Origin of the sequence: Paludibaculum fermentans, assembly GCF_015277775.1 — a bacterium.
In the GTDB taxonomy this organism is placed as follows: Bacteria; Acidobacteriota; Terriglobia; order Bryobacterales; family Bryobacteraceae; genus Paludibaculum; species Paludibaculum fermentans.
The window spans coordinates 57359-83138 of record NZ_CP063849.1; the positions used below are offsets into that span (position 1 = coordinate 57359).

The 25780-nt window shown below is 63.0% G+C and carries 21 protein-coding genes; 17 read left to right on the forward strand and 4 right to left on the reverse strand.

The window, feature by feature from the left end:
• Complete coding sequence (locus tag IRI77_RS00195) at positions 1-717, reverse strand: DotU family type IV/VI secretion system protein (RefSeq protein WP_194450084.1); 717 nt, start codon at positions 715-717, stop codon at positions 1-3.
• A 10-nt stretch (positions 718-727) separates the two neighbouring features.
• The gene (gene tssK, locus IRI77_RS00200) at positions 728-2065 is read right to left on the reverse strand and encodes a type VI secretion system baseplate subunit TssK (protein ID WP_194450085.1); all 1338 of its coding nucleotides are present in this window, start codon (positions 2063-2065) and stop codon (positions 728-730) included.
• Positions 2066-2179: 114 nt separating this feature from the next.
• Between tssK (IRI77_RS00200) and IRI77_RS00205 the strand changes: the two genes are divergently transcribed.
• The 7 genes from IRI77_RS00205 (at position 2180) to IRI77_RS00235 (ending at position 11228) form a co-directional block, all read left to right on the forward strand.
• Positions 2180-4321 (forward strand): hypothetical protein, encoded by a 2142-nt coding sequence (locus IRI77_RS00205; protein WP_194450086.1) that lies wholly within the window; start codon positions 2180-2182, stop codon positions 4319-4321.
• Between the two features lie 302 nt (positions 4322-4623).
• A complete protein-coding gene (locus IRI77_RS00210; protein WP_194450087.1) occupies positions 4624-5619 on the forward strand; it encodes a hypothetical protein in 996 nt (331 codons plus the stop codon).
• Between the two features lie 27 nt (positions 5620-5646).
• Positions 5647-6843 (forward strand): hypothetical protein, encoded by a 1197-nt coding sequence (locus IRI77_RS00215; protein ID WP_194450088.1) that lies wholly within the window; start codon positions 5647-5649, stop codon positions 6841-6843.
• A 43-nt stretch (positions 6844-6886) separates the two neighbouring features.
• Positions 6887-7636, forward strand: a complete 750-nt coding sequence (locus IRI77_RS00220) for a glycosyltransferase (RefSeq protein WP_228486529.1) — start codon at positions 6887-6889, stop codon at positions 7634-7636.
• A gap of 32 nt (positions 7637-7668) precedes the next feature.
• On the forward strand, positions 7669-8295 hold the full coding sequence (locus tag IRI77_RS00225) for a pyridoxamine 5'-phosphate oxidase family protein (protein ID WP_228486530.1): 627 nt from the start codon (positions 7669-7671) through the stop codon (positions 8293-8295).
• A 100-nt stretch (positions 8296-8395) separates the two neighbouring features.
• Positions 8396-8722, forward strand: a complete 327-nt coding sequence (locus IRI77_RS00230; RefSeq protein WP_194450089.1) for a PadR family transcriptional regulator — start codon at positions 8396-8398, stop codon at positions 8720-8722.
• 10 nt (positions 8723-8732) lie between these two features.
• Complete coding sequence (locus IRI77_RS00235) at positions 8733-11228, forward strand: ABC transporter permease (RefSeq protein ID WP_194450090.1); 2496 nt, start codon at positions 8733-8735, stop codon at positions 11226-11228.
• Here IRI77_RS00235 and IRI77_RS00240 read toward each other — a convergent pair.
• Complete coding sequence (locus IRI77_RS00240) at positions 11197-12156, reverse strand: LysR family transcriptional regulator (protein WP_194450091.1); 960 nt, start codon at positions 12154-12156, stop codon at positions 11197-11199. The two genes, IRI77_RS00235 and IRI77_RS00240, sit on opposite strands and share 32 nt — an antisense overlap.
• A gap of 127 nt (positions 12157-12283) precedes the next feature.
• Between IRI77_RS00240 and IRI77_RS00245 the strand changes: the two genes are divergently transcribed.
• Positions 12284-13594 carry an MFS transporter gene (locus IRI77_RS00245; RefSeq protein WP_194450092.1) on the forward strand — a complete coding sequence of 437 codons (1311 nt, stop codon included), beginning with the start codon at positions 12284-12286 and terminating at the stop codon, positions 13592-13594.
• Positions 13595-13668: 74 nt separating this feature from the next.
• Here IRI77_RS00245 and tssK (IRI77_RS00250) read toward each other — a convergent pair whose 3' ends face one another.
• Positions 13669-15033, reverse strand: a complete 1365-nt coding sequence (gene tssK, locus IRI77_RS00250) for a type VI secretion system baseplate subunit TssK (protein WP_194450093.1) — start codon at positions 15031-15033, stop codon at positions 13669-13671.
• Positions 15034-15395: 362 nt separating this feature from the next.
• Between tssK (IRI77_RS00250) and IRI77_RS00255 the strand changes: the two genes are divergently transcribed.
• The 9 genes from IRI77_RS00255 (at position 15396) to tssG (ending at position 25735) form a co-directional block, all read left to right on the forward strand.
• A complete protein-coding gene (locus tag IRI77_RS00255; protein ID WP_194450094.1) occupies positions 15396-16766 on the forward strand; it encodes a methyltransferase in 1371 nt (456 codons plus the stop codon).
• 244 nt (positions 16767-17010) lie between these two features.
• Positions 17011-17535 (forward strand): type VI secretion system contractile sheath small subunit, encoded by a 525-nt coding sequence (tssB, locus tag IRI77_RS00260; protein ID WP_228486531.1) that lies wholly within the window; start codon positions 17011-17013, stop codon positions 17533-17535.
• Positions 17528-19015 (forward strand): type VI secretion system contractile sheath large subunit, encoded by a 1488-nt coding sequence (tssC, locus tag IRI77_RS00265; protein ID WP_194450095.1) that lies wholly within the window; start codon positions 17528-17530, stop codon positions 19013-19015. Before tssB ends, tssC begins: the two co-directional genes overlap by 8 nt.
• Positions 19016-19193: 178 nt before the next feature.
• The gene (locus IRI77_RS00270) at positions 19194-19700 is read left to right on the forward strand and encodes an Hcp family type VI secretion system effector (RefSeq protein ID WP_194450096.1); all 507 of its coding nucleotides are present in this window, start codon (positions 19194-19196) and stop codon (positions 19698-19700) included.
• 30 nt (positions 19701-19730) lie between these two features.
• The gene (locus IRI77_RS00275; protein WP_194450097.1) at positions 19731-20480 is read left to right on the forward strand and encodes a type VI secretion system accessory protein TagJ; all 750 of its coding nucleotides are present in this window, start codon (positions 19731-19733) and stop codon (positions 20478-20480) included.
• Positions 20481-20485: 5 nt separating this feature from the next.
• Entirely contained in the window at positions 20486-22393 is a 1908-nt protein-coding gene (gene tssA / locus IRI77_RS00280) for a type VI secretion system protein TssA (protein ID WP_194450098.1), read from the forward strand.
• Positions 22394-22396: 3 nt separating this feature from the next.
• Entirely contained in the window at positions 22397-22882 is a 486-nt protein-coding gene (gene tssE, locus IRI77_RS00285) for a type VI secretion system baseplate subunit TssE (RefSeq protein WP_194450099.1), read from the forward strand.
• Positions 22883-22886: 4 nt separating this feature from the next.
• Entirely contained in the window at positions 22887-24728 is a 1842-nt protein-coding gene (tssF, locus tag IRI77_RS00290) for a type VI secretion system baseplate subunit TssF (RefSeq protein ID WP_194450100.1), read from the forward strand.
• Positions 24692-25735 (forward strand): type VI secretion system baseplate subunit TssG, encoded by a 1044-nt coding sequence (tssG, locus tag IRI77_RS00295; protein ID WP_194450101.1) that lies wholly within the window; start codon positions 24692-24694, stop codon positions 25733-25735. The genes tssF and tssG overlap by 37 nt, the downstream gene beginning before the upstream one ends.
• The last annotated feature ends 45 nt before the right edge of the window (positions 25736-25780 follow it).

Genomic DNA, 25780 nt, shown 5'->3' on the forward strand with positions numbered 1-25780 from the left:
CTACCGGACTCGGACCGGAATGGCCGCCACGTCGGAGACGCCGGAAACCAGTGACATTTTGAACACGGCGAACAGCAGCAGTGTGACGGCCAGGAATCCGATCGCCGTGTACATCAGCCGCTTGCTCCAAGGATCGGCCCCTTGCACGATCCGTTCGTTCGGCAACCGCCAAGCCTCAGTCAGGGGCCCAAACTCCCCGCGAATCCGGGCGATTTTGTCCGCCACGGTGTTCAGCACCCCCTGGAACTCCATCGGGCTGCGGGCGCTGTAGCGTCCCCGGAAGCCCAGCAGCATGCACAGTTGGTGCACCTCCAGGACGTCGGCCAGTTCGTACGAGTCTTCCATCCGCAGCAGCCGCTCCAGGTTCTGGAAGAACAGTTCACCGGCCAGGTGCGTGCCGAAGAACTCTTCCTGCAGGGGCTTCGTGGGCCACTCGCGGAAGGCCCGGTTGCCGGCCTTGAGGATGGACTCATCCAGGAAACCCACGACGGCGAAGATCGCCATCTTGATGTCTTCCGGCGAGTAACCGCCCGGCGTGCGGGCCTCCTGCGCCGCGATTTTCAGCGCCTCGCGCATCTGCTGGCGGAAGGCTTCCTCACTCGAAACCGCCTGCGGCATCGAGCGGATGCGCACGGTGGCGGTGATCGCTTCCTGCAGGATCAATGCCAAATTAGAGGGACGGCGCGAGGCCGCTTCCGCAGTTTGGGGCTGTGACATAGGCTAGGCCTCACGCATCGAGAACGACAAAGAGCTTCAGGTCGGGGTCGGGCAGTTCGTCCGGCACGTAGATGCCGACACGTCGGGTCACCATAATGTTGTCCCAGAAGGGGCCGGATTTCGAAACGCTGAAATACTGCGACTCGACCCGCATCGGGACGGAGGGCGGGGGCATGGGCAGATGAGCCATGGGCAAACCAGCCATGGCGCGCTTGACGAGTTCGCCGATGAACTTGGCGGAGCAGACTTTCACCAGGCGCGGACCCTTCTCGATCAGGTCGGCGTCGCCGGTGGTCGCATGCAGGGCGATGACCCAGGACGACCGGTCGAGGCAGCGCGTGTCGGTGATCTCGCCTTCGTAGAAACATGAGGCGGTCTGCACCAGGGGGATCTCGATGCACCGCGTGGGGACCGTGATCTCCAGGTGGGTGCGGATGTGATAGTCCAGCGCGTCGAAGCAGGGGCCCGGATTGTCGTGATCGAATGACGGCAGATTGCGCGGATGCGAATCAAGGCTGAAGGTGCAGAGCGCGCCGGCCAGGCGGGACAGTTCGAGGAAAATCTCCTCCGGGTGGCCGCGTTTGGAGGTCCACTGGTGCCGCAGGGCGGCCAAAGCACTGTTGACGGCGTGCAGGAGCCAGAAGTTGGCGATCTCGCGGGACGAGCGGTCGCCACCGCCCGACGGAGCGCGGCTCAGGGTCGAGCTCTTTTCTCCCAGAATCTCGATCAGGCGCCGCAACAGCAGCATCAGGTGCTCGCTGGCGCCGATCTGCAGGCACGGAGGCACGAAAGAAGGATCGAAGACGTACTGGCCCGCCCCGTCCCGCATCACCCGAGCGAGGGGCAGGCACACCAGCCCATCCTGGGGTTCTGTATCCAGCAGGAGGCGGAAGTCCTTACCCCCCACTTCGATCGTCCGTTCGTCCCGCCCGGTGGTCTCGTCCGCGTAGGGCCGGTTCCTGGCCACATACCTGGTTTGGGATCCCGCCTCGTTCATTGAGCAGTTTGGACCGTTCTCCAGCCGCTCCGGCACGCCTAACAGGACGACTACCGAACTGCGGATGGGTGGAAACAGATCCCCGATGGCGCGAGGAGCCGGAGCCGCGTCGCACTCGGGCATGTGGAATTGGAGTCCATCCCGAAAGATACCCCGGGCGTGGATAACGGAAAGCGTGCCGTTGGATAGGGCGTCAGGGTCCAGGAGGCAGCCCATGAGCCCATACGGCTGGCCCATGAGTGCGGATGCCGCAAAGTGAAGCGAGTCTTCAAAGTAGCGCCCCTGTACCTGAAAGTGGTGTGGACCAAGGTACATGCCCTCCGACCAGACCACCCTAGAAAGGAATCTCATGTTCCGGCGATGCTCCCAGTGCACTGCGGTCCAAAGTCGGACGCGCGCAAATTGCGTCCGCTACTTATAATAAACGTGCATCTGGTAGTTTGCTACGGATTGTCCGGAGGGGCGATGGATCTGAACCGCAAATATGAATTTCTGCAGCCGTTGGCGGACCCAACGGTGAGTGTCGAGCAGACGGTGCCCGTGCAGGAACGCACGTCAGGCCGCATTCTGCTGCTGCACCTGTTCCCGGCTGGACGCGGAGCGGAGGACGAGCCGCTGCTCAAGCAGGCCGGCCAGCTTCCCTCCGAACAGCAGTGTCACATCGTCGAGATCGGCGAGTGGCAAGGCGCTGTCTTCATCGTGACGTCGCTGCTGCCTGGGGCGGTGCTTTTCCGCACCTGGCTGGGCGCATCCGCAGGCGTCGCCCCTGGAGAGCATGAAATTGCTCCGGCTCAACCGGTTACGGCTCAGCCGGCTGCGTCTCTTCCGGCGCCACAACCGCCCGACACGCCGCCCGCGCCCGCCGGACCGCCCACTGGCGATCTGAATAAGGCCGGACAGTGGGCGATGCCTGCCCTGGGCTCCCCTTCGGGCAAGACGCGCATCCAGATTCCACAGTGGGATGCCGGTGAATTCAAGGCGGCCCAGCAGAATCCTCCCGCGCCTGCCGTCCCGGACACCCCCACCGCGCCCGATGCCGCCACGCCCGGCGAGTTTACGCGGCTGCTGCGGATGTCCCAGGCCGAAGCCCCGCCGCCCCAGCCGGGCATAGCACCGCCGCCGCTGCCTGCCGCGCCGGAACTTCCGCCCTTCGTGCCCGAAGCAGCGCCCCCGCCGTCGGGGTCCGAGCCGGGCGAGTTCACCCGGTTGCTGCATGCCAGCCAGTTTGTTCCGCCCGCGGCTGCCGCATCCGAACCCGTCCTGCCAGTGCCACCGCCGCTGCCTCCGCCTGTGGCCGCACCGCCCGTTCCGACGATGGCGCCCCCGCCCTCAGAACCGGGTGAGTTCACGCGCATGATCCGGCAGCACGAATATATCCCTCCGGCCCCTGTCCAGCCGGCAGCACCGCCGCCCCCGCTGCCGGTGGCTGCCGCCCCCGTTCCACCTGCCGGATCGCAGACCGGCGAGTTCACCCGGATGATCCGGCAGCAGGAGTTCATACCCCCTGCCGCGGCTGCGCCGGTGGTGCCCCCGCCGCCGCCAGCGGCCGCGCCGCCGCCGCTGCCCGTGGCTGCAGCCCCCGTTCCTCCCGCCGAATCGCAGACCGGCGAGTTCACGCGCATGATCCGGCAGCAGGAGTTCATGTCCCCGGCGCCGGCTCCATCCGTGGCTCCTCTTCCGCCCCCGTTGCCCGCGGCTGCCGCGCCAGTTCCGCCCGCTGAATCGCACACCGGCGAGTTTACGCGGATGATGCGGAAGAGCGACTACACTGCCCCGTCTCCTGTCCAGCCGGCCGCACCTCCGCCGCTTCCGGTATCGGCGCCGCCGCCTCCGGCCCCACAGGCACAGACCGGCGAATTTACCCGCATGATTCGCACTTCCCAATTGGGCGAACCGCCGGCCGTGGGCAGCTTGCCACCCAGTCAGCCAGCGGCGTCAGCCTGGGACAGGCCGCCGGTTCAGGAGCCCCTCGCGCCCGCTGAGCCCATGCCATCCTGGCCGCCCCAGTCCGCCCCCGCGGCGGCAACGCCGTCCGCGGAACCCGGGGAGTTTACGCGCATGCTGCGCGCCACATGGAAGCCCGGGGCCGCCACGCCAGGGTCGGCACCCGTCCTGCCGCCCAACGCCGATGCCCCGTTTGCGCCCAAGCCACAGCCCGGCCCGGGGTCCTGGAACGAACCCAAACGCGACGACCTGATGGGCATGTTTGACAGCGGTCAGACCTTCACCCCGCCAGCGTCCACGCCGCAGGCCGCTGCGCCGCCGCCCGCCGCGCCCGGCGAATTCACCCGCATCTTCTCCGGAGCCCCGGTGCCCACCGACGCGCCGCGCACCCCCAGCACACCATATGGGCAGATGCAGAGCTCCATGCCTGCCACACCGGCAGCACCGGCCGCTCCGGTCGCGCCCACCGTCAAGGGCGGCCCTGGTGAATTCACTCGCATGATGGCCACGCCCGCCCGCCCGCCCGCCGCCGCCCCGGCCGCCGCGCCAGCCAAACCAGCGCCGGCGGTGAAGTCGAACCCCATGATGCCGCTCATCATCGGGTTGAGCATCCTGCTGGTGTTGGCGATCATAGCCGTTGTGGCCTTCTGGCTCCTGCGCTAACGGTCCTTTTGGCGCGGGCGGATTCGTTCCTGCCCGCGCCTGTTCATGCGGCCCCCTAGGTTCGAACCGGACTCCACGCACGCCCCACCGAAAAATATCCAGATAAATCAGGACGAAACTCACCAACGCTGGCGTTGGACGAAGTGCCCCTCCATCCTCTTTATCCGGCCCTCCAAGAACTCCGCGGCCGTAATCCGCCTGCCTCCCTAATTAAGGACTTCGCCCCTTCTGCCCACCTCTGTTAATATGGCTCTTCACTCCAGCTCCGCCGAAATGGAGTTCTGGAAATCATCCGCTCCGCCATGGCCAACAATAAACCTCACCGCGCGGATAGAACCGTTGCGGCGGAACCCAAGGGCCATCGGCCCCAGCCTTCTGTTGCAGTACCGACGCCACCTCCTGCCCCCACGCAGTGGCCGCCGCTGCTTCTGACCCTCTGCGTATTGTTCCCGACGCTGGTCTACTATTTCCTCGTGGCCCGCATGCCGCTGGATCGATTTGCGAGCCAGATGATTACCGAGGACGCGTTCTACTATCTGGTTCCCGCCAAGAATTTTGTACGCTCCTTTGTTTTTTCCCTCGACGGCCGAAATGCGACAAATGGATTTCAACCGCTTTGGATGAGCGCCGCGGTTGCTATTATGGGCGTCCTGCCCGACCGGTTGGCGCAATTGCGCGCCATCTCCGCCGGCGGGTTCCTGCTCGTCCTGGCTTCGACGCTGGCTTACATGCGTTTGTGCCCGCGGGCGCTCGCCTACAAGGCCGTGTTTGCGGCCCTGCTGCTCTTTAGCCCGCTGTTTATCTACTGGAACACGGGAATGGAAAGCGGCGTGGCCGCCGCCTCGCTGGTCGGCCTGCTCGCCTACACTTACACGCTCAAGGACGAGTTCCCTTCGCAAAAGCGGATGCTGGTTCTGGGTGGGCTGCTCTCCTGTGCCGCCTTGAGCCGGTTGGACTACGCCCTGCTGTTGCCCCTGATGACTCTTGCCCTGGGCGCGCTCGCCTTTACCCCCGCCGCTCTCGCCGTGCCCGCCCGCACGCGTTTCACCCGGCTGATCCTTCCACTTGTCCTGCCCACCGCCTGCCTGGGGCTCTACGTCCTGGGCAATTTGGTCTTCTTCGGCAGCATCTTCCCCGCCAGCATGATGGCCAAGGGCCACATTGAGAAGACCGGGCTCCCCGCCGGGGCGCATTTCTCCACCGCTCTGGCCATACTCAAACCCTATCTCATCAACCTCATCCCGGTTCTCCTCGGCGGGCAGGACCACTGGGAGCCTCGGGCCTTCAATCTTTTTTAGGGGATTCGGACCCTCACCGCCTTTCGCGTGCTCTCCTGGGGGCTGGTCCTGTTCAGCGTGACCGGATTGGCGCTGCGGATCCGCTCCGGTCTGCGCTCCACCTCGCCCGGACGCCTGTTCCGGCTGGCGCTGTTTCTCTTCGCCGGCATCCAGATGGTGGTGTATGTGTTCACCTACCCCCTGTTCGCCGCGCAAGCCGGGTATATCAACTGGTACTACGTCCCGCAGGTCATCCTGGTGGTCGAACTGGTCGCCTCTGTGTTTGACGCCGCGATTGCCTTTGCCCACTCGCCGGCGAACCGCTGGCCCGTCCTACGCCCCGCCGCGCTTTCCGCGACCGCCGCCGCGCTGCTGGTCATTGCCTCCATCGGCTACACGCACACCGTCATCGTCACTTCCAGGCCGGACATCAATCAGTGGATCACCGCCGCCCGCCTGATCAACCGCCACACCCCCCCGGGCACCCGCATCGCGGGCTTCAGCGTCGGGACGCAGGCTTTCTTCCTTGAGGGAGACCGAGTCATCAGCAATCTGGACGGCGTTATCAACTCGCCGGAGTTTGTCAGAACCTACCTCCGCCGCGGCGCGGCGGAACAGTTCCTGCGCGATCAGAAAGTAGAGTACCTGTCTGATCACCTGGGCGATGTCAGCACCGATGACGTGTACTTTTCCAATTCCGTCATCGACCATCGCTGGCTGACCCCGCTCACGCAATGGCCCTCCTGGGATGCGGGCACTTACTCGATCGCTCGCATCGACTTCTCCAAGCCGGCTCAGCCACTGCCGGAATCTCCCATCTTCCCCGCAGCTTACAATGCCCACGGACCCAAAGTGGACTGGGGTAAGCACGCCGCGACGGAAGCACTGGTGTTGACGCCCGAGCGGATCACCGAGGCCGCCGTGAGCCTCGCGCCGATCGGAAAGCAGTTCAATTACCTCAAGATCCAGTGTGACGTCGTGCCCCTGGACCAGCGCCCGGCGGCGCCCGGCGGGTTGCTCTACCTTCTGGTCAGCGCCCGTGGGTTCCCCGGCCTGATCAAGTCGTGGCTGCCCGGCGACCGGATGGCCGGCGGCCGCGGCGAACGGCACATCAACGTCTTCGTCGAACACACCCAGGCGGTTTCCGACCTGGGCGAGCTCTTTATCCTCTCGGAATCGGGCCGCTTCGATATCGCGGTGAACAACTGCACCGCGTCTGAGATGCCCTGGGGCCGCAGGCCGTGAACTGCATCCGGCGCTGGCTGAACGCAAACACGATGGGACCCCATTGACCCAGGAACTTCACCCGAGCCATCGCTCCGACATCCGCCTGGCGGTGGCGTGCCCCATGGCCAATGAAGGTCACAACGCGTCCAGATTTGTGACCGCAGTTCTGGAACATTGTGCCGGCTTCCGCTCGGCCGCCTTTTTCGCGGTTCTGGACCGGGCCACCACCGATAATACCCGCCAGATTCTGGAGACCCTGGCGGCCTCCGAGCCCCGGTTGCGCGTCGTCTGGGCGCCCGAAAACCGCTGTGTGGTGGACGCCTATGTCCGCGGCTACCGCGAAGCGCTGCAGTCCGGAGCCGATTGGATACTGGAGATCGACGCCGGATTCAGCCACCAGCCGTCCGACATCCCCCGCTTCTTCGAGACCATGGCGCAGGGCTACGAATGCGTCTTCGGCAGCCGCTTCATGCCCAGTGGCCGTATGACCGACGGCTCGCTCAAGCGCTATGTGATCAGCCGCGGCGGTACAGTATTGAGCAACCTGCTGCTGGGAACCCGGTTGAGCGACATGACGAGCGGTTTCGAGCTCTTCTCCCGTCAAGCACTGGAAAGCCTGCTTGAACGCGGCATCCAGTCCCGGGCCCACTTCTTCCAGACTGAGATCAAGACCTATTGCCGCAATTTGCGCATTGCGGAAGTGCCCATCCACTATCACGCGCCCAGTCCTCGCCTGGGTTCGTCGGCGCTGAAAGACTCTTTCCGCCAGTTGTGGCGGCTGTTCCGCCTGCGCCTCAAGGGCGAGTTGTAGGCCACCGCTTGGCCCTGATATAGGATGAAATCGTGCCCTTTCCCGTTCCTGACCCCATTCGGGACCTGGCGGAGCTCGATGCGATGTTTGCGGCCCCGGCCACTCCGTCCATCCGCAAGGTTACCGCGCAACTTACGCCGGCTTACCGCCGGATGATCGAGGCCTCGCCGTTCTTCGCGCTCGCCACCAGCGGCCCGCGCGGGCTCGATTGTTCGCCGCGCGGAGACGCCGCCGGCTTCGTCCGGATCGCTGACGAATCCACCCTGCTGCTGCCCGAACGCCGTGGCAACAACCGCATCGATTCCCTGCGCAATCTGGTTAGTGACCCTCGAGCCGCGCTGATGTTCCTGATCCCGGGCCTCTCCGAGATCCTGCGCATCAACGGGCACGCCTTCCTCAGCCGCAACCGTGAACTCTGCGATTCCTTCCAGGTGAACGGATCCGCGCCGAAAATCGTGATTGTCTTTCAGATCGACGCGGTCATGTTCCAGTGCGCCCGCGCCATCGTCCGCAGCCGGCTCTGGGACCAGGCGCTGCACCGCACCCCCGGCGAACTGCCCACCGCCGGCTCCATGCTGGCCGACGCAACAGCCGGCGAAGAGGGCGGCTCCGCCTATGACGCCGCGCTGCCCGAGCGAATCCGAACCACCTTGTACTGATCGAGCCTCCGCGCGGACGTAAACAAATCGCCGCGCCGCTGCCAGGTGTCTTGACGCGCCCCATAGGCATAGGTAGTCTATATATAGATCACCTATGCCTATGGCCAAACTCGAGCTTGTCCCCGGAACCCTCATTCTGCTCGTCCTGCGCGTCCTGGAAGCAGGGCCCCTTCACGGCTACGCCATTGCCCAGCGCATCGGCCAGCTCTCCCAGGACGCACTGCAGGTGGAGGAGGGTTCGCTCTACCCCGCATTACAGAAGATGCTGATGAAGGGTTGGGTCGAGTCGGAATGGGGCCTGTCGGACACCAAGCGCCGGGTGCGCTCATACAGCCTGACGGCGGCCGGCCGGAAGCAGCTCGCTATCGAGCGTGCCGGCTACGACGACGTCACCCGTGCCATCCAATCCGTATTGAAGCTGGCTTAAGGAGCCAACCATGCGAGAGCTTCTGCGACGCCTCTCTTACCTGTGGAATCGCCGCCGTCTGGAGCGGGAGATGGCCGAGGAGATGGCTTATCACCGCGAGCAACTCCCGCCCGAGCGCCGGACCTCCTTTGGCGACGAACTGCGCCTGCGCGAGGATACCCGCGAAGTCTGGGGCTGGGGCTGGTTCGACCGCCTGCGTCAGGATCTCTCCTATGGCGCGCGCGTTCTCGGCCATGCGCGCGGTTTCACGCTCACGGCCATGCTGGTGCTGGCGCTCGGCATCGGTGTACCACTCACAGCCTTCCGTGCGGTTTTGGCCGACCTCCAGGGCGGCTCCGCCCCCCACCCCGAAACGCTGGTGCATCTCACACGCCGTGCGCCCGGCGTCTACATCACCAACCTGCCTTACCCTCAACTGGCCTTCTACAGCGCCAACGCGAAGTCGTTCCGGCAGGTGATCGGACTCCTCGACCGCCAGCCCGCCACCTTCGGTGAGGCGGCCGGCAATGGAGCGGCGGAGCCGGTCCGCCTGGCCTTTGCAACCGCCAATTACTGCCCCGAATTCGGCCTCACCCCGGCTCTCGGACGCCTGTTCACCACCGAAGACGAGCGTCCCGATGCCGAGCCAGTCGCCCTGCTGGGCGAACTCTTCTGGCAGCGTCGACTGGGCAGCGAGCCGGCTGTGATCGGCAGCCAGGTGCGTGTGAACGGCAAGCTGCTGCGCGTTGTCGGGCTCATACCCCGATCGTCCAAAGTTACCGACGAGATCTGGATTCCATTGGCTCGACAGCCCTATGTGGTGGAAGGCAGCAAACTGTTTACTGACTGGAGTTCCGCCCTCGATGTATATGCCCGTCTCAGCCCCGGCGTGGCTCCGGAGGCCGCCCGGCAGGAAACCCTCTCCCTGGCCGCGCGGCTTCGCGAACTCCAACCCAGCCACGTTGGGGCAGGCGAGTACCTCGATGCCCGGCCCGTGCTGGAACTGGCGGCGGACCGGCAGGAGTTCCAGATTCTGATGGCCGCCGCCGTCCTGGTTCTGCTGCTGCTGGTCGCCGCCTGCGCCAATCTCGGTACCCTGGTGCTGGCCCGTGGCGTCACCCGTGAGCGGGAGATCCGCATCCGCATGGCCCTGGGCGCCGGGCGCATGCGCGTCGTGCGCCAGCTATTCACCGAATCGCTGCTGCTGGCCGTGTTGAGCGGCGCCTGCGGACTGCTGCTGAGCACCGCCGTGCTGAAGGTGATCCAACTGGAGCACAATTCGACTTCGGACATCCTGCCGGACTGGCGCGCCATCGCCGCGACGTTTCTCATCGCGTTGCTGGCCGCACTGGTCTTTGGACTCCCGCCGGCCCTGCGCCTCACCAGCCTCGTTCCGCGCGCCGGCCGTGCCCGCACTATCTTCCTCACCGTGCAGGTCGCTTCCAGTTGCCTGCTTCTCGTGGTTTCCAGCCTGCTCGTCAGCGGGCGCCAGAAACTGGTCGGAGCCGATCCAGGGTTCGACCACCGCCATCTGGTCTGGGTCTCGCCCGGACTGAAAGCGCACGGCTACAACGATGCCGCCGCGAACGCCTATCTCAACCTGCTGCGCGCCCGGGCCGCTGAACTCCCCGATGCCCGCGCCGCCTCCACCGTCTGGCTGGCGCCCTGGGGCAATGTCCATATGGGCACCGGCTGGCAGGGCCGGCAGTTCGCGGGCAACCACGCGGATCCGGAGTTTCTCGGAGCCATGGGGCTGCGCCTCGCCCGCGGACGCAACTTCCTCCCCGGCGAGACGGGCGTGGCTCTGATTAGTGAAGCCGCGGAACACGTCCTGTGGCCTGACGGCGGCGCCCTGGGCCAGCCGCTTCCCTGGGATCCCAAAGGTCCCACCGTTGTCGGGATCGTCCGCAATGCTTCCACCACGGACATCGGCAATCCCGAGCCGCGCGAATTCTATCTCCCCCACTCCTCCGCACAGGCACCGGAATCCGTCGTGCTACTGCGTGTCGCCGGCGATCCGCACGTCTCCGCCCGCCGCCTGCAGGAGGCTGCGCGCGCCCTGGATCCACGTCTGCAGCCGACCGTCCAGGTGGTCACGGACTCCTTCGACCGCGAGGTGGAGAAACTCTCCAGAGCTCTGGCCGTGATCGCCATCCTTGGCGTTGTGGCCATCCTGCTCTCCGCCATCGGGCTGGCCGGTCTCGCCGGCTATACTGTGGCGCAGCGGACCCGTGAAATCGGCTTGCGCATCGCCCTGGGTGCCCGCTCCGCCCAGGTCGTGCGCGCCATCCTCGCACCCATGAACCGGCCCCTTGCCGTGGGCTTCACTCTCGGCGCGCTTGGTGCCGCCGCCGCCGCCCGCATTCTCCGGGCGGGCATGCCGGCTATGGCCGGATTGAATCTCTTCGATCCTCTGGCTTACATGGCCGCCGTGGCATTCTTCGTGCTCGTGGTGGCGTTGGCGGTGCTTGCCCCCGGCCGGCGCGCCATCCGCATCAACCCCAGCCAGGCTTTGCAGCACGAATAGCCGGGCGCCGGGATTGCGGCCGGGCCGTCCGTCTGAATTGCTGGCGCACCAGCGGGAGGAAGTGCTGCGCCGGCGTATCCATCACCGTATCCGGGTTCCAGGCCATCCCGACGGTCCAAACCGCTTCCGGAAGCTGCATATCGAGAAAACGCACCTGCGGAATGCGCAGAGCCTTGGCCGAAGCGGGCAGCAAGCTGATCCCGATGCCCGATTGAACCAGGGTCAGCAGCGTCAGTAACTGGTTTGCCTCCTGCACAACGCGCGGCGTGAAGCCCGCAGCCAGGCACGCGGTGAGCACGTGGTCGTGGAATGTTGCCGAAGCCTCGCGGGAGAGAATCAGGAAAGGGCTCTCGAGCAGGGCACGCCGCTCGCTTAGCCCGGCCGGCCAAAGCGTCGCGTTGCAGGCGATCTGCAGTTCGTCGTCAATGACGGGCTCCATCGTGAGTTCGCCCGGTTCGCTGGGCATCCGCGCGAAACCCACGTCGATCTCCCGGCGGCGCAGGGCCGCCAGTTGATCGGAGCTCGACATGTCGCGCACGGTCAGGTGCACCTCCGGGTAGCGCCGCCGGAAGGTACGCAGGACCTCGGGCAAGCCGGAGAGCATGGTGGTCAACCCGGCCCCGATGCGCAGCACTCCACTGTTCCCCAGCAGCACCCGCCGTGTCATTTCCTCCGCTTCCGCCGCATGTTCAAGCAATTGCCTGGCCCGCTCGCACAGGAATGCGCCGGCGGCCGTGGCTGTCACGCCGCGCGAGTGGCGGTCGAACAGCCGCCCCCCAATTCGGGTCTCCACCTGCCGGATTTTCTTCGTCAACGCCGGCTGAGAAATGTGCAGGGCCTCCGCGGCGCGCCCGAAGTGCCCGTGCGCCGACAGCACGGCAACGGCCCGCAGATCGTCCAAATCGATGTTCAGGCCTGTCAGGCTCATAACCATAGGTTATCGGCTGATACAGGAAGTTGCATTGGACGCTATCGGGTGCGGGCAGGAACAATATGGGAATGCAGTCTGCGCAAGTCCGCGTCGCGCCCGGCGGGCTCCGAGGGGCACTGAACATATGAGCACGCGGACCGGGCATGATGCCCCGTGGAGCGTGGCCATCGCCTCCGGGCTCATCCTCGGCCTGGTCGTCGGCATCCCTTATTTTGGGTTGCCCTACTTCTACGACTATTTCGAGCACTCCATCAGTGAAGGCGGCTTCGGCTGGTCGAAACCCTCGATCATGCTGGGGCTGCCCATCGGTACTTTCGTCACACTCCTAGCCGGCCCCCTCTTCGTACGCCGCCTTCCGCCGCGTGCCTGCATCCTGGGCGGCTCCATGGTCTGTGCGCTCTCGCTCGCCGGCTTCGGCCTGATGCGCGGCAGCCTGTTGGAGTACTACTTGCTCTGGATCCTCTACATGACGGGCTGGATCTTTGCCGGACCGCTCTCGCACCAGATCCTGCTCACCCGGACGTTCCACCGCAACCGAGGCGCCGCCATGGCCATCGCGTACTTCGGGATCAGTGCCTTTGGCGCGGTCTCGGTCGCCTGCCTGGCCCGGCCGCTGACTCACGCCTTCGGCTTTCGAATCGCGCTAATGCTCATCGGCGCCTGCGCCTTGCTGGCCGTTCCCATTGCCCTCAGGGCCTTCCCGAAGGTTGAACCTGCGCCCTCGCTCCAACCTTTGGCGGCGATCCCACGGGAGACCGAATCGCCTTTCAACCGCGCTTTCTGGCTGCTGCTGGTGGGTAGCACGATCTCCGTCGCCGGCGTGGCGGGGGTGACCCAGCACCTGAAGCTGATCTTCCGCGAATCGGGCTACCTGAACCAGTTGGTGCTCGACCAGGTCTTCGGCTGGACCCTGATGTTTATGCTCGGATTCATGGCGGTGGGCCGGTTCGCCTTCGCCTGGGGCGCCGACCACTTTCCGAAGCGGCACGTGATCACAGTCGGCTTCCTGTTCATGTCGGCTGCGATGCCGCTGCTCTATTTTCTGAAGCAGGCCGGCGGACCCTATCTTTTCGGCGCTATCTTCGGCTTCGGCATGACGGTGGATTTCGTGGTCGTCCCGCTGCTGGTCACCGACTATTTCGATTCGAAATCGATGCCGCGGGTCATGGGGATCATCGTGCCTGTCAACACGGTGGGCCAGACATGGTTCCCTTATCTCGTCTCGCTGCTGTGGACAGTCTTCGGAAACTACTCAGTGCCGCTGATGATCACGTTCGCCAGTATCCTGGCCGGGTGGTTCGCACTGGCGCTGCTGCCCAAGCCAAGTCCCGCACGCCGGTTGCAGTTTGTGGACGGACTGGGAGCCAGGATGGCCGGAGAGCACGCCCAGGCGGCGGTCAACCCGGCCTCAGCTACCCCGGAGGTTACCCTGTAGCCGCCGAGACGCCCCCTCCACCGGGAATGATTCCCAGAGGCCAGCCGCCCATTCGCTACTCACGTTGAGCCAGCCTAAGCCCCTGATTCCGCCTTCGGCAGGAGAATGATCAACTCCATCTGCGGATTCGGCAGATCGGCCGGGACATACACCGCGAGATTCCGGGCGCGCACCACCGCCTCGTACGGTCCGCCCTTCTGCTCGAGGCTGAAATAGTTGAAATTCAGCTTCACCGGGATGGAACTGGGCGGGGCAGGGACGTGCCTCAGCGGGATGCCCGGCAGCGCCGTCTGAACCAGGTGCTCGATATAGTCGGCCGAGCAGATCTTCACCAGTTGGGGCGTACGCCGGATGATCTCGGCCTGGTTTGTCTCCGCCTGGATCGCCAGGTACATCCGCGTGTTCTTGAAGTAATCCTCGCGATCGATGCTGGTCGCATAGATGGAGGGCTGCACCAATTTCAACGGCAACGACACGAAGTTGCTGGGCACCACGGTTGTCAGCAGCATCCGCAAGGCTTCATCGAGCTCAGTGAAGCAGACGCCCAGGTTCTCATGATCGTAGATGGGCAGATTGCGCGGCTGCAGCTTCATCGAAAACGCCGTCAGCGCCCCCGCCAGCGAGAGCATCTCGCTGTAGATCATCTCAGGATGGATCCCTGGTGCGGCGTACAGGTGCTGGAAGATCGGCAGCGCCGAATTCACCGTGTAGAGCAACCAGAAACTCGCAATATCGGAGGCCGTGAAATCCGCCAGGCTCTGGTTCTTCTGGCGCCGCAAACCGGACAGGGCGTCGCTGCGGGCGGAGAGAATCTCTACCAGCCGGCGGGCAATAGCGGAAAGATAGTCATTGGCATGGAAGTCGAGCAGCGGTGGTACGCAACGGGAATCGAGCTCAAACAGCCCCGCCGGCGTGCGCAGAATGCGTCCCACCGGGATCGTCGACATGCCCTCGACGCTTTCCCCTTCCACGATGATCCGCAGATTCTTGCGGGCCAGCGTCACGGGCTTTTCTGAGCGCCCGGTGTTCTCGTCGCTGACCATGGCGATCTCCGCCCGGTAGCGTGCATCCACCTGCCGCTGAAGCCCGGCCACATTGATACCGCGTTCCCGGTAGTGCGGGATCGCCAGGCAGAAATCCAGTCTCGAATCGTCTGGACCGAAGTGCGACCCGATCGGTTTCGGCGCCGGGCCGGCGTCCAGTTCGGGCACGTCAAACAGCAGGCCGTCCGGAAAGATTCCGGCCGCCTGGGTGAGGTTGATGATCCCCGCGGCGAGAGCCTCATCGTCGATCCGCAGCTTCGTGAAGCCCCACGGCTGGAACTGCGTGGCGTTCAGGCGGAAGCGGAGAGAGTCCTCCAGGTACCGATCCTGAAGTTGTAAATGTTGGGCATTGAGGATGGTCCCTTTAGTCCAGACAACGGGTTCCAGGCGATGCATCTGGATCTCAAGGTACCAGAGGAAAGGTTGGACGCACAGGGGCGGGTGCAAAAATAGCCGCCGGGTAGCTGAACCGGTGCGGGCAAAGCCGGACCCGCGGGTGCGAATCTATCAGGATAATGAAACATTTATGTCTGAAACTGACTCAAAACAAAGGCATTGGACTCCACCGCGGCATTGAGTATACTGTCCATCAGCAGTTCATCGGAGGGTAGCGGATGGTTCCACTGACAATTGGCACTCCTGGTCAGTTTTCAGAACTGAGGGAGGGCCTGCGGCGGCTTGGGTACTCGGAAGAGGCGGTTTGCCGTCGTACAGGTTCTGAGACGATTTACAAATTCAAGAACCTCGCGGAAGACCGCGTGGCCGGTGCCGAAATTCACGATGCGTTGGATGTCCTGATTCGCCTTCTGATGGATGAAGAGGCCGTCGAAGAGGTAGTGATCCTGGAACACCTGCCCGCCCGTCTGCTGGAAGTGCTGGCGGAACTGGGCGTAGTGACGCGCAAGGACGAGACGAAGTGGCGCTGCACTGTGCTGCTCTACCCGGTTGTGGGTGTCTACGTCGTTTCGGACCGGACCCGCTTCATCGGCGAGAAGTTTCCCGATGACGTCGTTTATGCGGCCATCACCGGCAACACCGGACGTTTCCTTTCCATCCAGCCCCAGGATCCCGGTGAGGATTTCCTGGATCTGTGCTGCGGGTCTGGCGTGGCGGCGCTGCTCGCGGCATCCCGAGGAGCCAAACGAGCCTGGGCCGCGGACCTGGGCCAGCGTTCCGTCCACTTCTCCGATTTCAACGGCCGGCTGAATGGCCTGGATCAAGTCATTGCCGTGCAGGGCGACCTTTTCGAGGCCGTCGGCGAGCAGACGTTTGACGTGATCGTGGCTCACCCGCCATACATACCCGATGGAGCCAACAAGCTGCTGTTCCGGGATGGCGGAGAAGACGGGGAGCAGATTTTCCGCCGGATTGTCCAGGGTCTGCCACAATATCTGAAGCCAGGCGGACGTTTCTATTGTGTGACGACAGCTACAGACCGTGAGAACGAGTCGTTGCAGGATCGAGTCCGCGGCTGGCTTGGCGAAAAAGGTGATGACTTTGACGTGTTCCTGGTGGCCACGGAAGTCGGCAAGCGTCCAGCGACAGTTCTGGAAGCGGTGGTGAAGGCCAAGGGCAAACTGGGAAAACTGGGCGACCGTTCAGAGCTCTACGAGCGGCTGAAGGTGACGGCCCTTTTCTACGGAACGGTGGTCATTGAGCGGGTCGCCAAACCTCGGGCCGTTGCGACGGCTCGCACCCTGAAAGCCGAGAAAGCGGCAGGTGAAGCCGTGGAGTGGTTCCGGAATTGGGAAAAGGCTGCCGCACAACCTTCCTTGTCCGCCGCGCTGCAACGGTCCCGGCCGAAGCTGGCCCGGGAGATGCAGTTGCATGTCGTCCACAAGCCGGGCGAGTCCGGGCTGGAACCGTCGGAGTTCACTTTGAAGGCGAAGTATCCCTTTGTTTTCACGGCTGTTGCTGAGCCGTGGCTGGCGGTACTGATTGGTATGTGCAATGGGCAGATGACGACTGGGCAGATCTATGAACAGTTGCTGGCTCAGGATGTGGTGGAAGCCAGCCTGACGTTTGAAGATCTGTGCCAGGTTGTGCGTTTGCTGATTTCCAATGGGTTCTTGGAGTTGGAACAGTTCCCCCTGCCGCGCCGCGAGGCGCTGGTAGAGGCGCTGGTCTAGCGGTTGAGAAGTACCGGCGCCACCAGGCGCCGGCCGGATGGCAGAAAAGAAGCTGGAATTCGACGAGTTCGGTCCATAACCTTCGGTCTGGCGGCACAGTGGAACGAGATCTGAAGATTGCTATTGAGGCGGGCGAGACACAGGGTTATGATACAAGTCGGTTCTGGCTCTGGGATGCCGAACGGGCTGGGTTGGATAGTGGGGATGGGGCTGGTGTACCCAAAAACGGACTGGAGTTCCAATAATGGCTGAGAGTCTTCAACACAAACTGGATCGAGTTCGCTCTCCGCGTGTCCACATCACTTACGATGTGGAAACGGGTGGCGCAATTGAAAAGAAAGAACTGCCCTTCGTCATGGGCGTTTTTGGGGACTTCACGGGCATGCCCGCGGAGCCGCTGCCGAGGTTGAAGGACCGCAAGTTCGTCGAAGTCAGCCTGGACAACTTCGACAACGTGCTGTCCGCGATGAAGCCACACCTGGCATTCTCTGTCGAGAACAAGCTGAGTGAGGATCCCGAGGCTGGACAGATCAAGGTCGACCTGAAATTCCAGAGCATGGATGACTTCGAGCCCGCCGCAGTTGCTCGCCAGGTCAAACCGCTGAAGGAACTTCTCGACCTTCGCACGCGCCTCTCTGATCTCCGCGGCAGCCTCCAGGGCAACGAGAAACTCGACGAACTGCTCATGGAAACAGTGAAGGACAGCAGCAAGCTCGACAAGCTGAAGTCCGAGTTCTCGGGCGGCGACAAGGGAGGCAGCAATGAGTAACAAAGCGCAAGCCGCGGCCGGGGCCGCGCCGGCGGAGTCAGTCGTCGAAAAGAGCCTGCTCGACCAGATTGTGGAAGAAGGCCGCCTCGCACGCGACCCGGAAAGCCGGGAATCAGGCAAGGCGATGGTGAAGGAGTTCGTCTCCCAGTTCCTGGATGGGTCGATGACCCTCTCCCGTGACTCAGAGGCGATGATCAACGCCCGTATCGCGCAGATCGACCATCTGATTTCCCTCCAGTTGAACGAAGTCATGCACCACCCTGACTTCCAGAAGCTGGAAGGCAGCTGGCGCGGCCTGAAGTACATGGTCAGCAATACCGAGTGCGGCGAGAACCTGAAGATCAAGGTCCTCAACGCATCCAAGAAGGAATTGCTGCGCGATCTCCAGCGCGCCTCGGAATTCGACCAGAGCGCGATGTTCAAGAAGGTTTACGAAGAAGAGTTCGGCATCTTCGGCGGACACCCGTTTGGCGCCCTCATCGGCGACTACGAGTTCGGCAAGGGGCCGGAGGACATGGAACTGGTCCAGAAGATCTCGCAGGTTGCCGCCGCGGCGCACGCGCCCTTCATCGCTGCGACCAACAACTCCATGTTCAATCTCGATTCGTTCGCCGACCTGGCCGCTCCGCGCGACCTGGCGAAGGTCTTCGACACGACGGAATACGCCAAGTGGAAGTCGTTCCGCGCGTCGGACGATGCCCGCTACATGGCGTTGACGATGCCGCACATCCTGCTGCGTGATCCTTATGGGAAGGCGACCCGCCCCATTGAGGAATTTGATTACGAAGAGGACGTCGACGGTACCGATCACAACAAGTACCTGTGGGGCAACGCCGCCTGGGCGTTGGGCGCCCGCATCACCGACTCCTTTGCCCGCTACAACTGGTGCGCCACCATCCGTGGCGTCGAGGGCGGCGGCAAGGTGGAAGGTCTGACGGTGCACAACTTCAAGACGGAAGATGGCGACATCGCCATGAAGTGCCCGACGGAAGTCGCCATCACGGACCGCCGTGAAAAGGAACTTGCCGATCTCGGGTTCGTTCCGCTGGTCCACTGTAAGAACACCGACTACGCGGCGTTCTTCAGCGTGCAGTCCTGCCAGAAGGCGAAGCTGTACGACACGGATTCGGCGAACGCCAATGCGCGCCTCTCGACGAACCTCAGCTACATCCTCGCGGTTTCCCGTTTCGCCCACTACCTCAAGGCCATGATGCGCGACAAGATCGGCAGCTTCATGACCCGCGGCGATTGCGAGACGTTCCTCAACCGCTGGATCAAAGGCTATGTCGTGGACAGCGCCAGCGCCTCTCCTTCCATGAAGGCGAAGTACCCGCTTTCGGAAGCTCGCGTCGACGTCATGGAAGTGCCGGGCAAGCCCGGTTCCTACCGTGCGGTCGCCTTCCTGAAGCCGCACTTCCAACTGGAAGAGCTCACGATCTCCATGCGCCTGGTGGCGGACCTTCCGCAACCGGCCGGGTAAAGGTTTTGAGGCCCGGACCGCCGCAATCCGTGGCGGTCCAGGCTTCAAATGTTCTTTGGAATCGGCCCGGAGTGCTTGTTTGCTGGCCCTCCAGGTCGGGTGGTTGATTCGTCCGAATCTTGTGGCCAGCCAAGTTCAGAGTCCAAAACGTATCTGATCGACAAAGGAGCGAGTGACTATGGCATATGATGCATTTATGTGGCTCGATGGGGGGGAACCCACGGCCGAAGGCGAAACTCTTGACGCAACTTACAAGGATAAGAAGGCGTTCGAGATTTACAGCTTTTCCTTTGGCGCAAGCAATCCGACCACAATCGGATCGGCCTCCGGTGGCGCCGGCGCTGGCAAGGTGAGCATCTCTTCTTTCAACATCATGAAGAAGACCGACTCCGCCTCCGCTGCGATGTTCACCAACTGCGCCAAGGGTAAGCACTTCGACGCCGCCCACGTGGTGCTCCGCAAGGCCGGTGGCGTGGCCATCGAATACCTCAAGTACAATTTTGAGGAAGTGTTCGTCGAAAGCATCCAATGGAGCGGTTCCTCGGGCGGCGACGACACTCCGACCGAGTCTGTTTCCTTCGCTTTCGGCAAGATGGCGATCGAGTACGAACCCCAGCTGGCAAAGGGCGAAGAAGGCACCAAAAAGACCGCAACTTGGGACATCCGTACCAACATGCCGTCCTAATGTCCGCGATCTGAGAGAGGGAGGTGTTTGGTGGGTGCTGCAGAGCTGTATCGTGACGGCAAATTAAAAGAAGCCATTCAGGCGCTGGGAGCCGAGATCCGGGACAACCCGACTGACCTCCGGCGCCGCACCTTCCTTTTCGAACTGCTGTGTCTGGCAGGAGAGTATGAACGGGCGTCAAAACACCTGAGCTTACTCTCCTCCGTCAGTCCTGACGCCGAAATTGGCGCCATCGTATATCGCTCGGCGCTGGTGGCGGAGCGGGAACGGCAGAATGCGTTTGAGAAGAAGCAATACCCGGAGACGGATAACAAAGTAACCGGGAAGGCTCTGTCCGGGACGCTGAATGGGCGGCCCTTTCACTCCATCGAAGACGCGGATCCGCGCATTGGCATGCGCTTTGAGGTCTTCGTCGCGGGTGAATATGTTTGGCTGCCAATGGAATATGTAGTTTCGATCAAGATCGAGCAGCCGCGGTTCCTACGGGATACGATCTGGTGCAGCGCGCTCATCGACACGAGTCCCCAGTTCGGGGACAAAAAGTTCGGCGAAGTGCTCATGCCGGCGATCTACCCCTTGTCCTGGCAGCACGAAGACAATAACGTGAAGCTGGGCCGCGCAACAGAGTGGCAGGATTCGGAAGAAGGCGGCATTCCGTTCGGCCAGAGGATGCTGGTGTTGGATGGTGAGGAAGCCATTCCCTTCCTGGAGGTCCGCGATCTGCAGATTTGTGCGGCCACGGAGGCCTCCGCCGAGGCCGATGCGGTGTCCGCGCAGTAATTAGAATGCCTCTTCGCGACGATCTGTTAACGCCGATTCCCGGCAGCAACCCCAGCGGCGTCTCACTACGCTACGACCCGATCACCGACAAGGTGAAAGAGGCTCGACGCGAGGACATCGAAGCTCCCCAGGGTGAGTGGAAGACAGCGCTCAAGGTTGCCGATCATGTCCAGGCGATCAAGTTGGCCAGTGAGGCGCTGGCCAAGCGCGGCAAGGACCTTCAACTCGCTGTCTGGCTGGTCGACTCTCACATTCGCAAAGAAGGGTTTGCGATGCTGGGGCCGTCTTTCCAATTCCTGAGAGACCTGCTCGACCAGTTCTGGGACACAATCTATCCCGAAATTGAAGACGGTGACACCGAAACGCGTTCGGCACCCTTGGAATGGCTGGGCGGGAAGCTGGAAGAGCCTGTCCGCGCGCTGCCCATCACTTCCAGTAAGCTCACCTGGATCTCCTACAAAGAGTCCCGCACCGTCGGCTACGAAAAAGACGCGGTTGGGGACGAGAAGAAGAAGACCAGGCAGAAGCTGGTCGCCGATGGCAAAGTGACCGCGGAAGACTTCGACGCGGCGGTGGAAGCCACGCCGAAGGCCTTTCTCGAGAACATCCAGGCGCAGATCGATGCGGGACTGGAAGCGCTCAGCGGCCTGATCGAGCTCTGCGACGATAAATTCGGCGAGTATTCGCCGAGCTTCATTAAATCGCGCACGGCGCTGGAAGAGATTGTCCAGTTCGTCAAAACCACCATCGCCAAGAAGGGCGGGCCAACGCCAGTGGCCGCTCCGGTGGTGGCTGCTCCTCCCCCGCCGCCCCCAGTCGTGGAAGCTGCGCCCGTGGCCGCACCCGCTCCGGCGCCCGTCGCCGCGCCTGCGCCAGTGGCTGCCGCCCCTGCGCCCGCACCATCCTCCGGCGGGGGCATCGACCCCGCTGATATCGAGGACGCAGGCCGCCGCCTGGCTGCCGTAGCCCGCTTCCTGCGCAAGAAAGACGTTTACGCCATCGGCCCCTACCTGATGCTGCGCGGCCACCGTTTTGGTGAGCTCCGCTACAACGGACCGGACATAGACGCGAAAATGCTCGCCGCTCCGCCGCCCGAGATCCGCGCCGAGTTGAAGGAACGTTTCCTCGCTTCCAATTGGGATGGTGTTCTGGAAACGACGGAAAAGGCGATGGAGCTTCCTTGCGGCCGTGGTTGGCTGGACATCCAGCGCTACACCGTGCGTGCGCTGGAAAAGAAAGGCGCCTGGTTCAAATTCGTCGCCGATGCGGTCCGGACGGAGACCCGCGGCCTGTTGACTGACCTCCCCAAGTTGCTCAGCATGACGCTGTTGGATGATACGCCTACGGCGAATCCCGACACGATGAAGTGGATCACTGAGGAGGTATTGCTCCCGTCTGAAGGAGGCGAGGGGCAACCCGCGCCTGCCGTTCAGGAAGCGCCGCAGGCTGCCGCTCCCCCTCCGCCGCCACCACCGCCTCCGCCGCCCCAGGTGGCCTTCGACACGGAGCCTCCCTCCATGGAGGAGGAGACGTCCGACGAGGACAAAGACGCGTTCGATCAGGCCTTGTCCGCGGCGCGCGCAGGCCGCCTGGACGAAGCCATCCAAACGGTGACCGAGGCCCTGGCCCGCGAACGGACCGGCCGCGGCCGCTACAAGCGGCGCATGCAATTGGCTCACCTGTTCGTCGCCGCCCAGAAGCAGAAGATCGCATTCCCCATGCTGCGCGAACTGGCGGCTGAGATCGATCGCCGTCAACTCGAAAACTGGGAGGCTGGCGAAGTGCTGGCCCACCCGCTCGCTCTTCTGTTGCAATGCATGGCTACGATCGGCGGTGAAGAGGCTCAGAAAGCGGAACTCTATGACCGCATCTGCCGCCTCGACCCCGTGCAGGCCTTAAAATATCAAGAGTAGTCTATGGCCTCGCAACTTCCGGAACAGACGCTGCAACAACCGCTGCTCGACCGGTTGATCGACCTCGAGCCTTGGGTCAAGGTGGAGGTTCTGCCTTCCCGCGCCCAGGCCATCCGCAGTCTGAAGGAGTCCATTAAGCGCGATCTCGAATGGGTCTTCAACACTCGCAAAACCGAGGAAGAGGCGCCCAAATCGATGGTGGAGCTACGCCACTCGCTCTATCACTTCGGACTCATGGACATGACCTCCATCCGCCTGCACTCAGCCGAAGACGAGAAGAATCTCCTGCGCGCCATCGAAACGGCGGTTGAGTTCTTTGAGCCGAGGCTGAAGCAGGTGAGAGTCACCTCTCAGGAACCCCTTTATAAGCAGGAAAGAAACCTGCACTTCACGATCGACGCAATGCTCATGCTCGATCCCGCGCCCGAGGCCATCTCCTTCGACACTTACCTGGATCTGACCCGAGGCGAGTATCAAGTGAAGGCTTGACTCCATGCGGGACGAACTTCTCCAGTACTACGAAAAAGAGCTCAGCTTCCTGCGCCGCATGGGCGCCGAGTTTGCTGAACGCTACCCGAAAATCGCCACCCGTTTGGTTCTGGAACCCAACAAATGTGAAGATCCCCACGTCGAGCGCCTGCTCGAGGGCTTCGCATTTCTCGCCGCGCGCGTCCGGCTGAAGATCGACGACGAGTTCCCTGAGATCACCGAGGCGCTGCTGAACATTCTGTTCCCGCACTACCTGCGGCCGCTGCCCTCCATGTCGATCGCTGAGTTCCACGTTGACTCGGAACAGGTCAAGCCCGAAAGCGGATTCAAAATCGAGCGTGGAGCGGTCCTGTCCTCACGTCCCGTCGCCGGCGCACCGTGCAAGTTCAGAACCAGCTACGACCTCACATTCTGGCCGGTGGAAGTCGCTGCAGCCGACTGGCGCACGCAGGATCGCGTGCGTAGCATCGGGGAGATGGCGGGCGCCGCGGGCGTCATCCGTCTTGTCCTCCGCTGCCAGGGCGACCTGACCTTCGGCAAACTGGCGCTGGACCGGCTCCGCTTCTACCTCGACGGCGAGAGCAGCACGATGCACACGCTCTATGAGGTCCTGTCCAATAACTGCCTCCAGATCATCGTGCGCGATCCTTCGCCCAAGTCCTCGATCAAGCCCCTGATTCTCTCGCCGGATTCCCTGCGGCCCATGGGATTTGAGGAAGACGAGGCCGTTCTCCCCTATCCCAGGCGTTCCTTCTCCGGTTATCAGATCATCCAGGAATATTTCGCCTTCCCGCAGAAGTTCATGTTCTTCGAACTCAACGGCCTGGATGCCGTCTGCGAGGCTGGCTTCCAGAACAGCGTGGAGATTACCTTCGTGATCTCACCGTTCGAGCGGTCGGACCGCCGGCAAGCCCTGGAAGTGGGCATCAATTCGAAGACGTTCCGCCTCAATTGCACCCCGATCATCAACCTTTTCCCTCATACCGCGGAGCCCATCCTGCTGGATCACACCCGGTATGAGTACCACGTCATTCCGGATGTGAACCGGCGCACCGCGTTGGAGATCTTCTCCGTGGAAGAGGTGGCCAGCGTCAATCCGGATTCCGAGGAAGTGACGGTTCTCGAGCCGCTTTACTCTTTCCGTCATGCCGACGCCAAGTCCGCCAGCCAGGTCTTCTGGTACACCCGCCGTGGACCAGCGACTTTGCGCAATGACAACGGCACGGAGATCTACCTTTCCATTTCAAACGCGGCGGGCAAGCACACGAGGCCCAAAGCCGATGTCCTGAACGTCAGGACTATCTGCTCCAATCGCGACCTGCCTGGCAGTTTGCCCTTTGGCAACGAAGCGGGAGATTTTACCCTGGATGCGGCCGCTCCCGTCAATCGCATCGTAGCGTTACGCAAGCCCACCACCACCGTGCGTGCCCCCCAGAGGAAGAACCTGTTCTGGCGCATGATCTCGATGTTCTCGCTGAATTACCTCTCCCTGGTGGAGGAGGGCGGAGACGCATTCCGCGAAATGCTCCGCCTGTACAATTTTGCCGAGACTTCCTACGGCGAAAAGCAGATCGAAGGGCTCACCGCGCTCCGTTCCAGGCGCGAATTCGCGCCGGTCGTCTATGACGATGGAACCTCTTTTGCCCGCGGCACACACATCTCGATGGACTTTGACGAAGAGCAGTTCGTTGGCGAAGGGGTGTTTCTCTTCGCGGCGGTGCTCGAGCGCTTCCTCGGCCTGTACGTTTCGCTCAACAGCTTCACACAGCTGGAAGTGCGAACCAAACAGCGAAAGGAGGTACTCAAGGAATGGCCGCCAAGGACGGGCAGAAGGGTACTGATTTAGCCCCCACCAAACTGAGCGAAGTCCTCGAGCAAAAACCATACCGCTTCCAGTTCTTCCAGGCGGTCCGGCTGCTGGAGCGCTTTCTCGATGAGCGCACGCCCGTAGGCGGTTACGGGAACCCGTCCGCCGAAGTGGTGCGCCTGGCCGTGCATGCGTCCACCCAGTTCCCGGCGAGTGAAATCCAGTCTCTCCAGAAGCAGGAGACCGGTCCGCCGCGGATGACCGTGAACTTCTTCGGCTTGACGGGCCCGGTCGGCGTCCTGCCGACGGCCTACACCGAAATGCTGGCCGAACGGCTGCGGTCCAAGGACACGACCCTTCGAGATTTTCTCGATATCTTCCATCACCGCATCCTCTCGCTCTTCTATATGGCGTGGCGCAAGAATCGCGCGCCCGTCATGTTTGAACGCGCAGAGAAGGATCAGTTCTCCGGCCGGCTCATGAGCCTGGTCGGGCTCGGTACGCGCGGCATGCGCAACCGGCAGGAAATCCCCGACTCCGCCTTTCTCTTCTACGCCGGCCTGCTCATGATGCAGACTCGCCCGGCCGCGGCTCTGGAGAGCATTCTCAGGGATTACTTCGGAGCCGGCGTCGAGGTCGGACAGTTCGTTGGTGGATGGTATCCCGTATCCCCTGGCGCTCAGTGCAAACTGGGCGAAGAGGGCTATTCCAGCCGCCTGGGGCGTGGTGCCGTGGTCGGCGATGAAATCTGGGACCGCCAGTCGCGCATTCGTGTCAAAATCGGACCACTGACGCGATCGCACTACGACGATTTTCTACCGGGCGGTGACTCACACCGCCGTCTGAAGGCCTGGATTACCCTCTTTGCGGGTTTGGAGTGCGACGTGGAAGTGCAACTCGTGCTGCGCCGCGAGCAGGTGCCGGCCTGTGAGTTGAGCGGCGCTGGCGGCAAGGGCCCCCGTCTTGGCTGGACCACCTGGGTGAACAATAAGCCCTTTGACCGGCATCCCGACGATGCGGTTTTTGAGATCTTAAGGCCTGCCTGAATCAGGCGCGCCTGCTAGTTCAACAGAGTCGAAAGGAGCAAGGAA

Bases quoted from the DNA above. Each gene is read 5' to 3' on its own strand.
- IRI77_RS00270 (WP_194450096.1), top strand. From the start codon at position 19,194: ATGGCATATGATGCATTTATGTGGCTCGATGGGGGGGAACCCACGGCC.
- IRI77_RS00240 (WP_194450091.1), bottom strand. From the start codon at position 12,156: ATGAGCCTGACAGGCCTGAACATCGATTTGGACGATCTGCGGGCCGTT.
- tssF (WP_194450100.1), top strand. From the start codon at position 22,887: ATGCGGGACGAACTTCTCCAGTACTACGAAAAAGAGCTCAGCTTCCTG.
- tssK (WP_194450093.1), bottom strand. From the start codon at position 15,033: ATGCATCGCCTGGAACCCGTTGTCTGGACTAAAGGGACCATCCTCAAT.
- tssK (WP_194450085.1), bottom strand. From the start codon at position 2,065: ATGAGATTCCTTTCTAGGGTGGTCTGGTCGGAGGGCATGTACCTTGGT.
- tssC (WP_194450095.1), top strand. From the start codon at position 17,528: ATGAGTAACAAAGCGCAAGCCGCGGCCGGGGCCGCGCCGGCGGAGTCA.
- IRI77_RS00195 (WP_194450084.1), bottom strand. From the start codon at position 717: ATGTCACAGCCCCAAACTGCGGAAGCGGCCTCGCGCCGTCCCTCTAAT.
- tssE (WP_194450099.1), top strand. From the start codon at position 22,397: ATGGCCTCGCAACTTCCGGAACAGACGCTGCAACAACCGCTGCTCGAC.
- IRI77_RS00230 (WP_194450089.1), top strand. From the start codon at position 8,396: ATGGCCAAACTCGAGCTTGTCCCCGGAACCCTCATTCTGCTCGTCCTG.
- tssA (WP_194450098.1), top strand. From the start codon at position 20,486: ATGCCTCTTCGCGACGATCTGTTAACGCCGATTCCCGGCAGCAACCCC.
- tssB (WP_228486531.1), top strand. From the start codon at position 17,011: ATGGCTGAGAGTCTTCAACACAAACTGGATCGAGTTCGCTCTCCGCGT.
- tssG (WP_194450101.1), top strand. From the start codon at position 24,692: ATGGCCGCCAAGGACGGGCAGAAGGGTACTGATTTAGCCCCCACCAAA.
- IRI77_RS00205 (WP_194450086.1), top strand. From the start codon at position 2,180: ATGGATCTGAACCGCAAATATGAATTTCTGCAGCCGTTGGCGGACCCA.
- IRI77_RS00245 (WP_194450092.1), top strand. From the start codon at position 12,284: ATGAGCACGCGGACCGGGCATGATGCCCCGTGGAGCGTGGCCATCGCC.
- IRI77_RS00210 (WP_194450087.1), top strand. From the start codon at position 4,624: ATGGCCAACAATAAACCTCACCGCGCGGATAGAACCGTTGCGGCGGAA.
- IRI77_RS00235 (WP_194450090.1), top strand. From the start codon at position 8,733: ATGCGAGAGCTTCTGCGACGCCTCTCTTACCTGTGGAATCGCCGCCGT.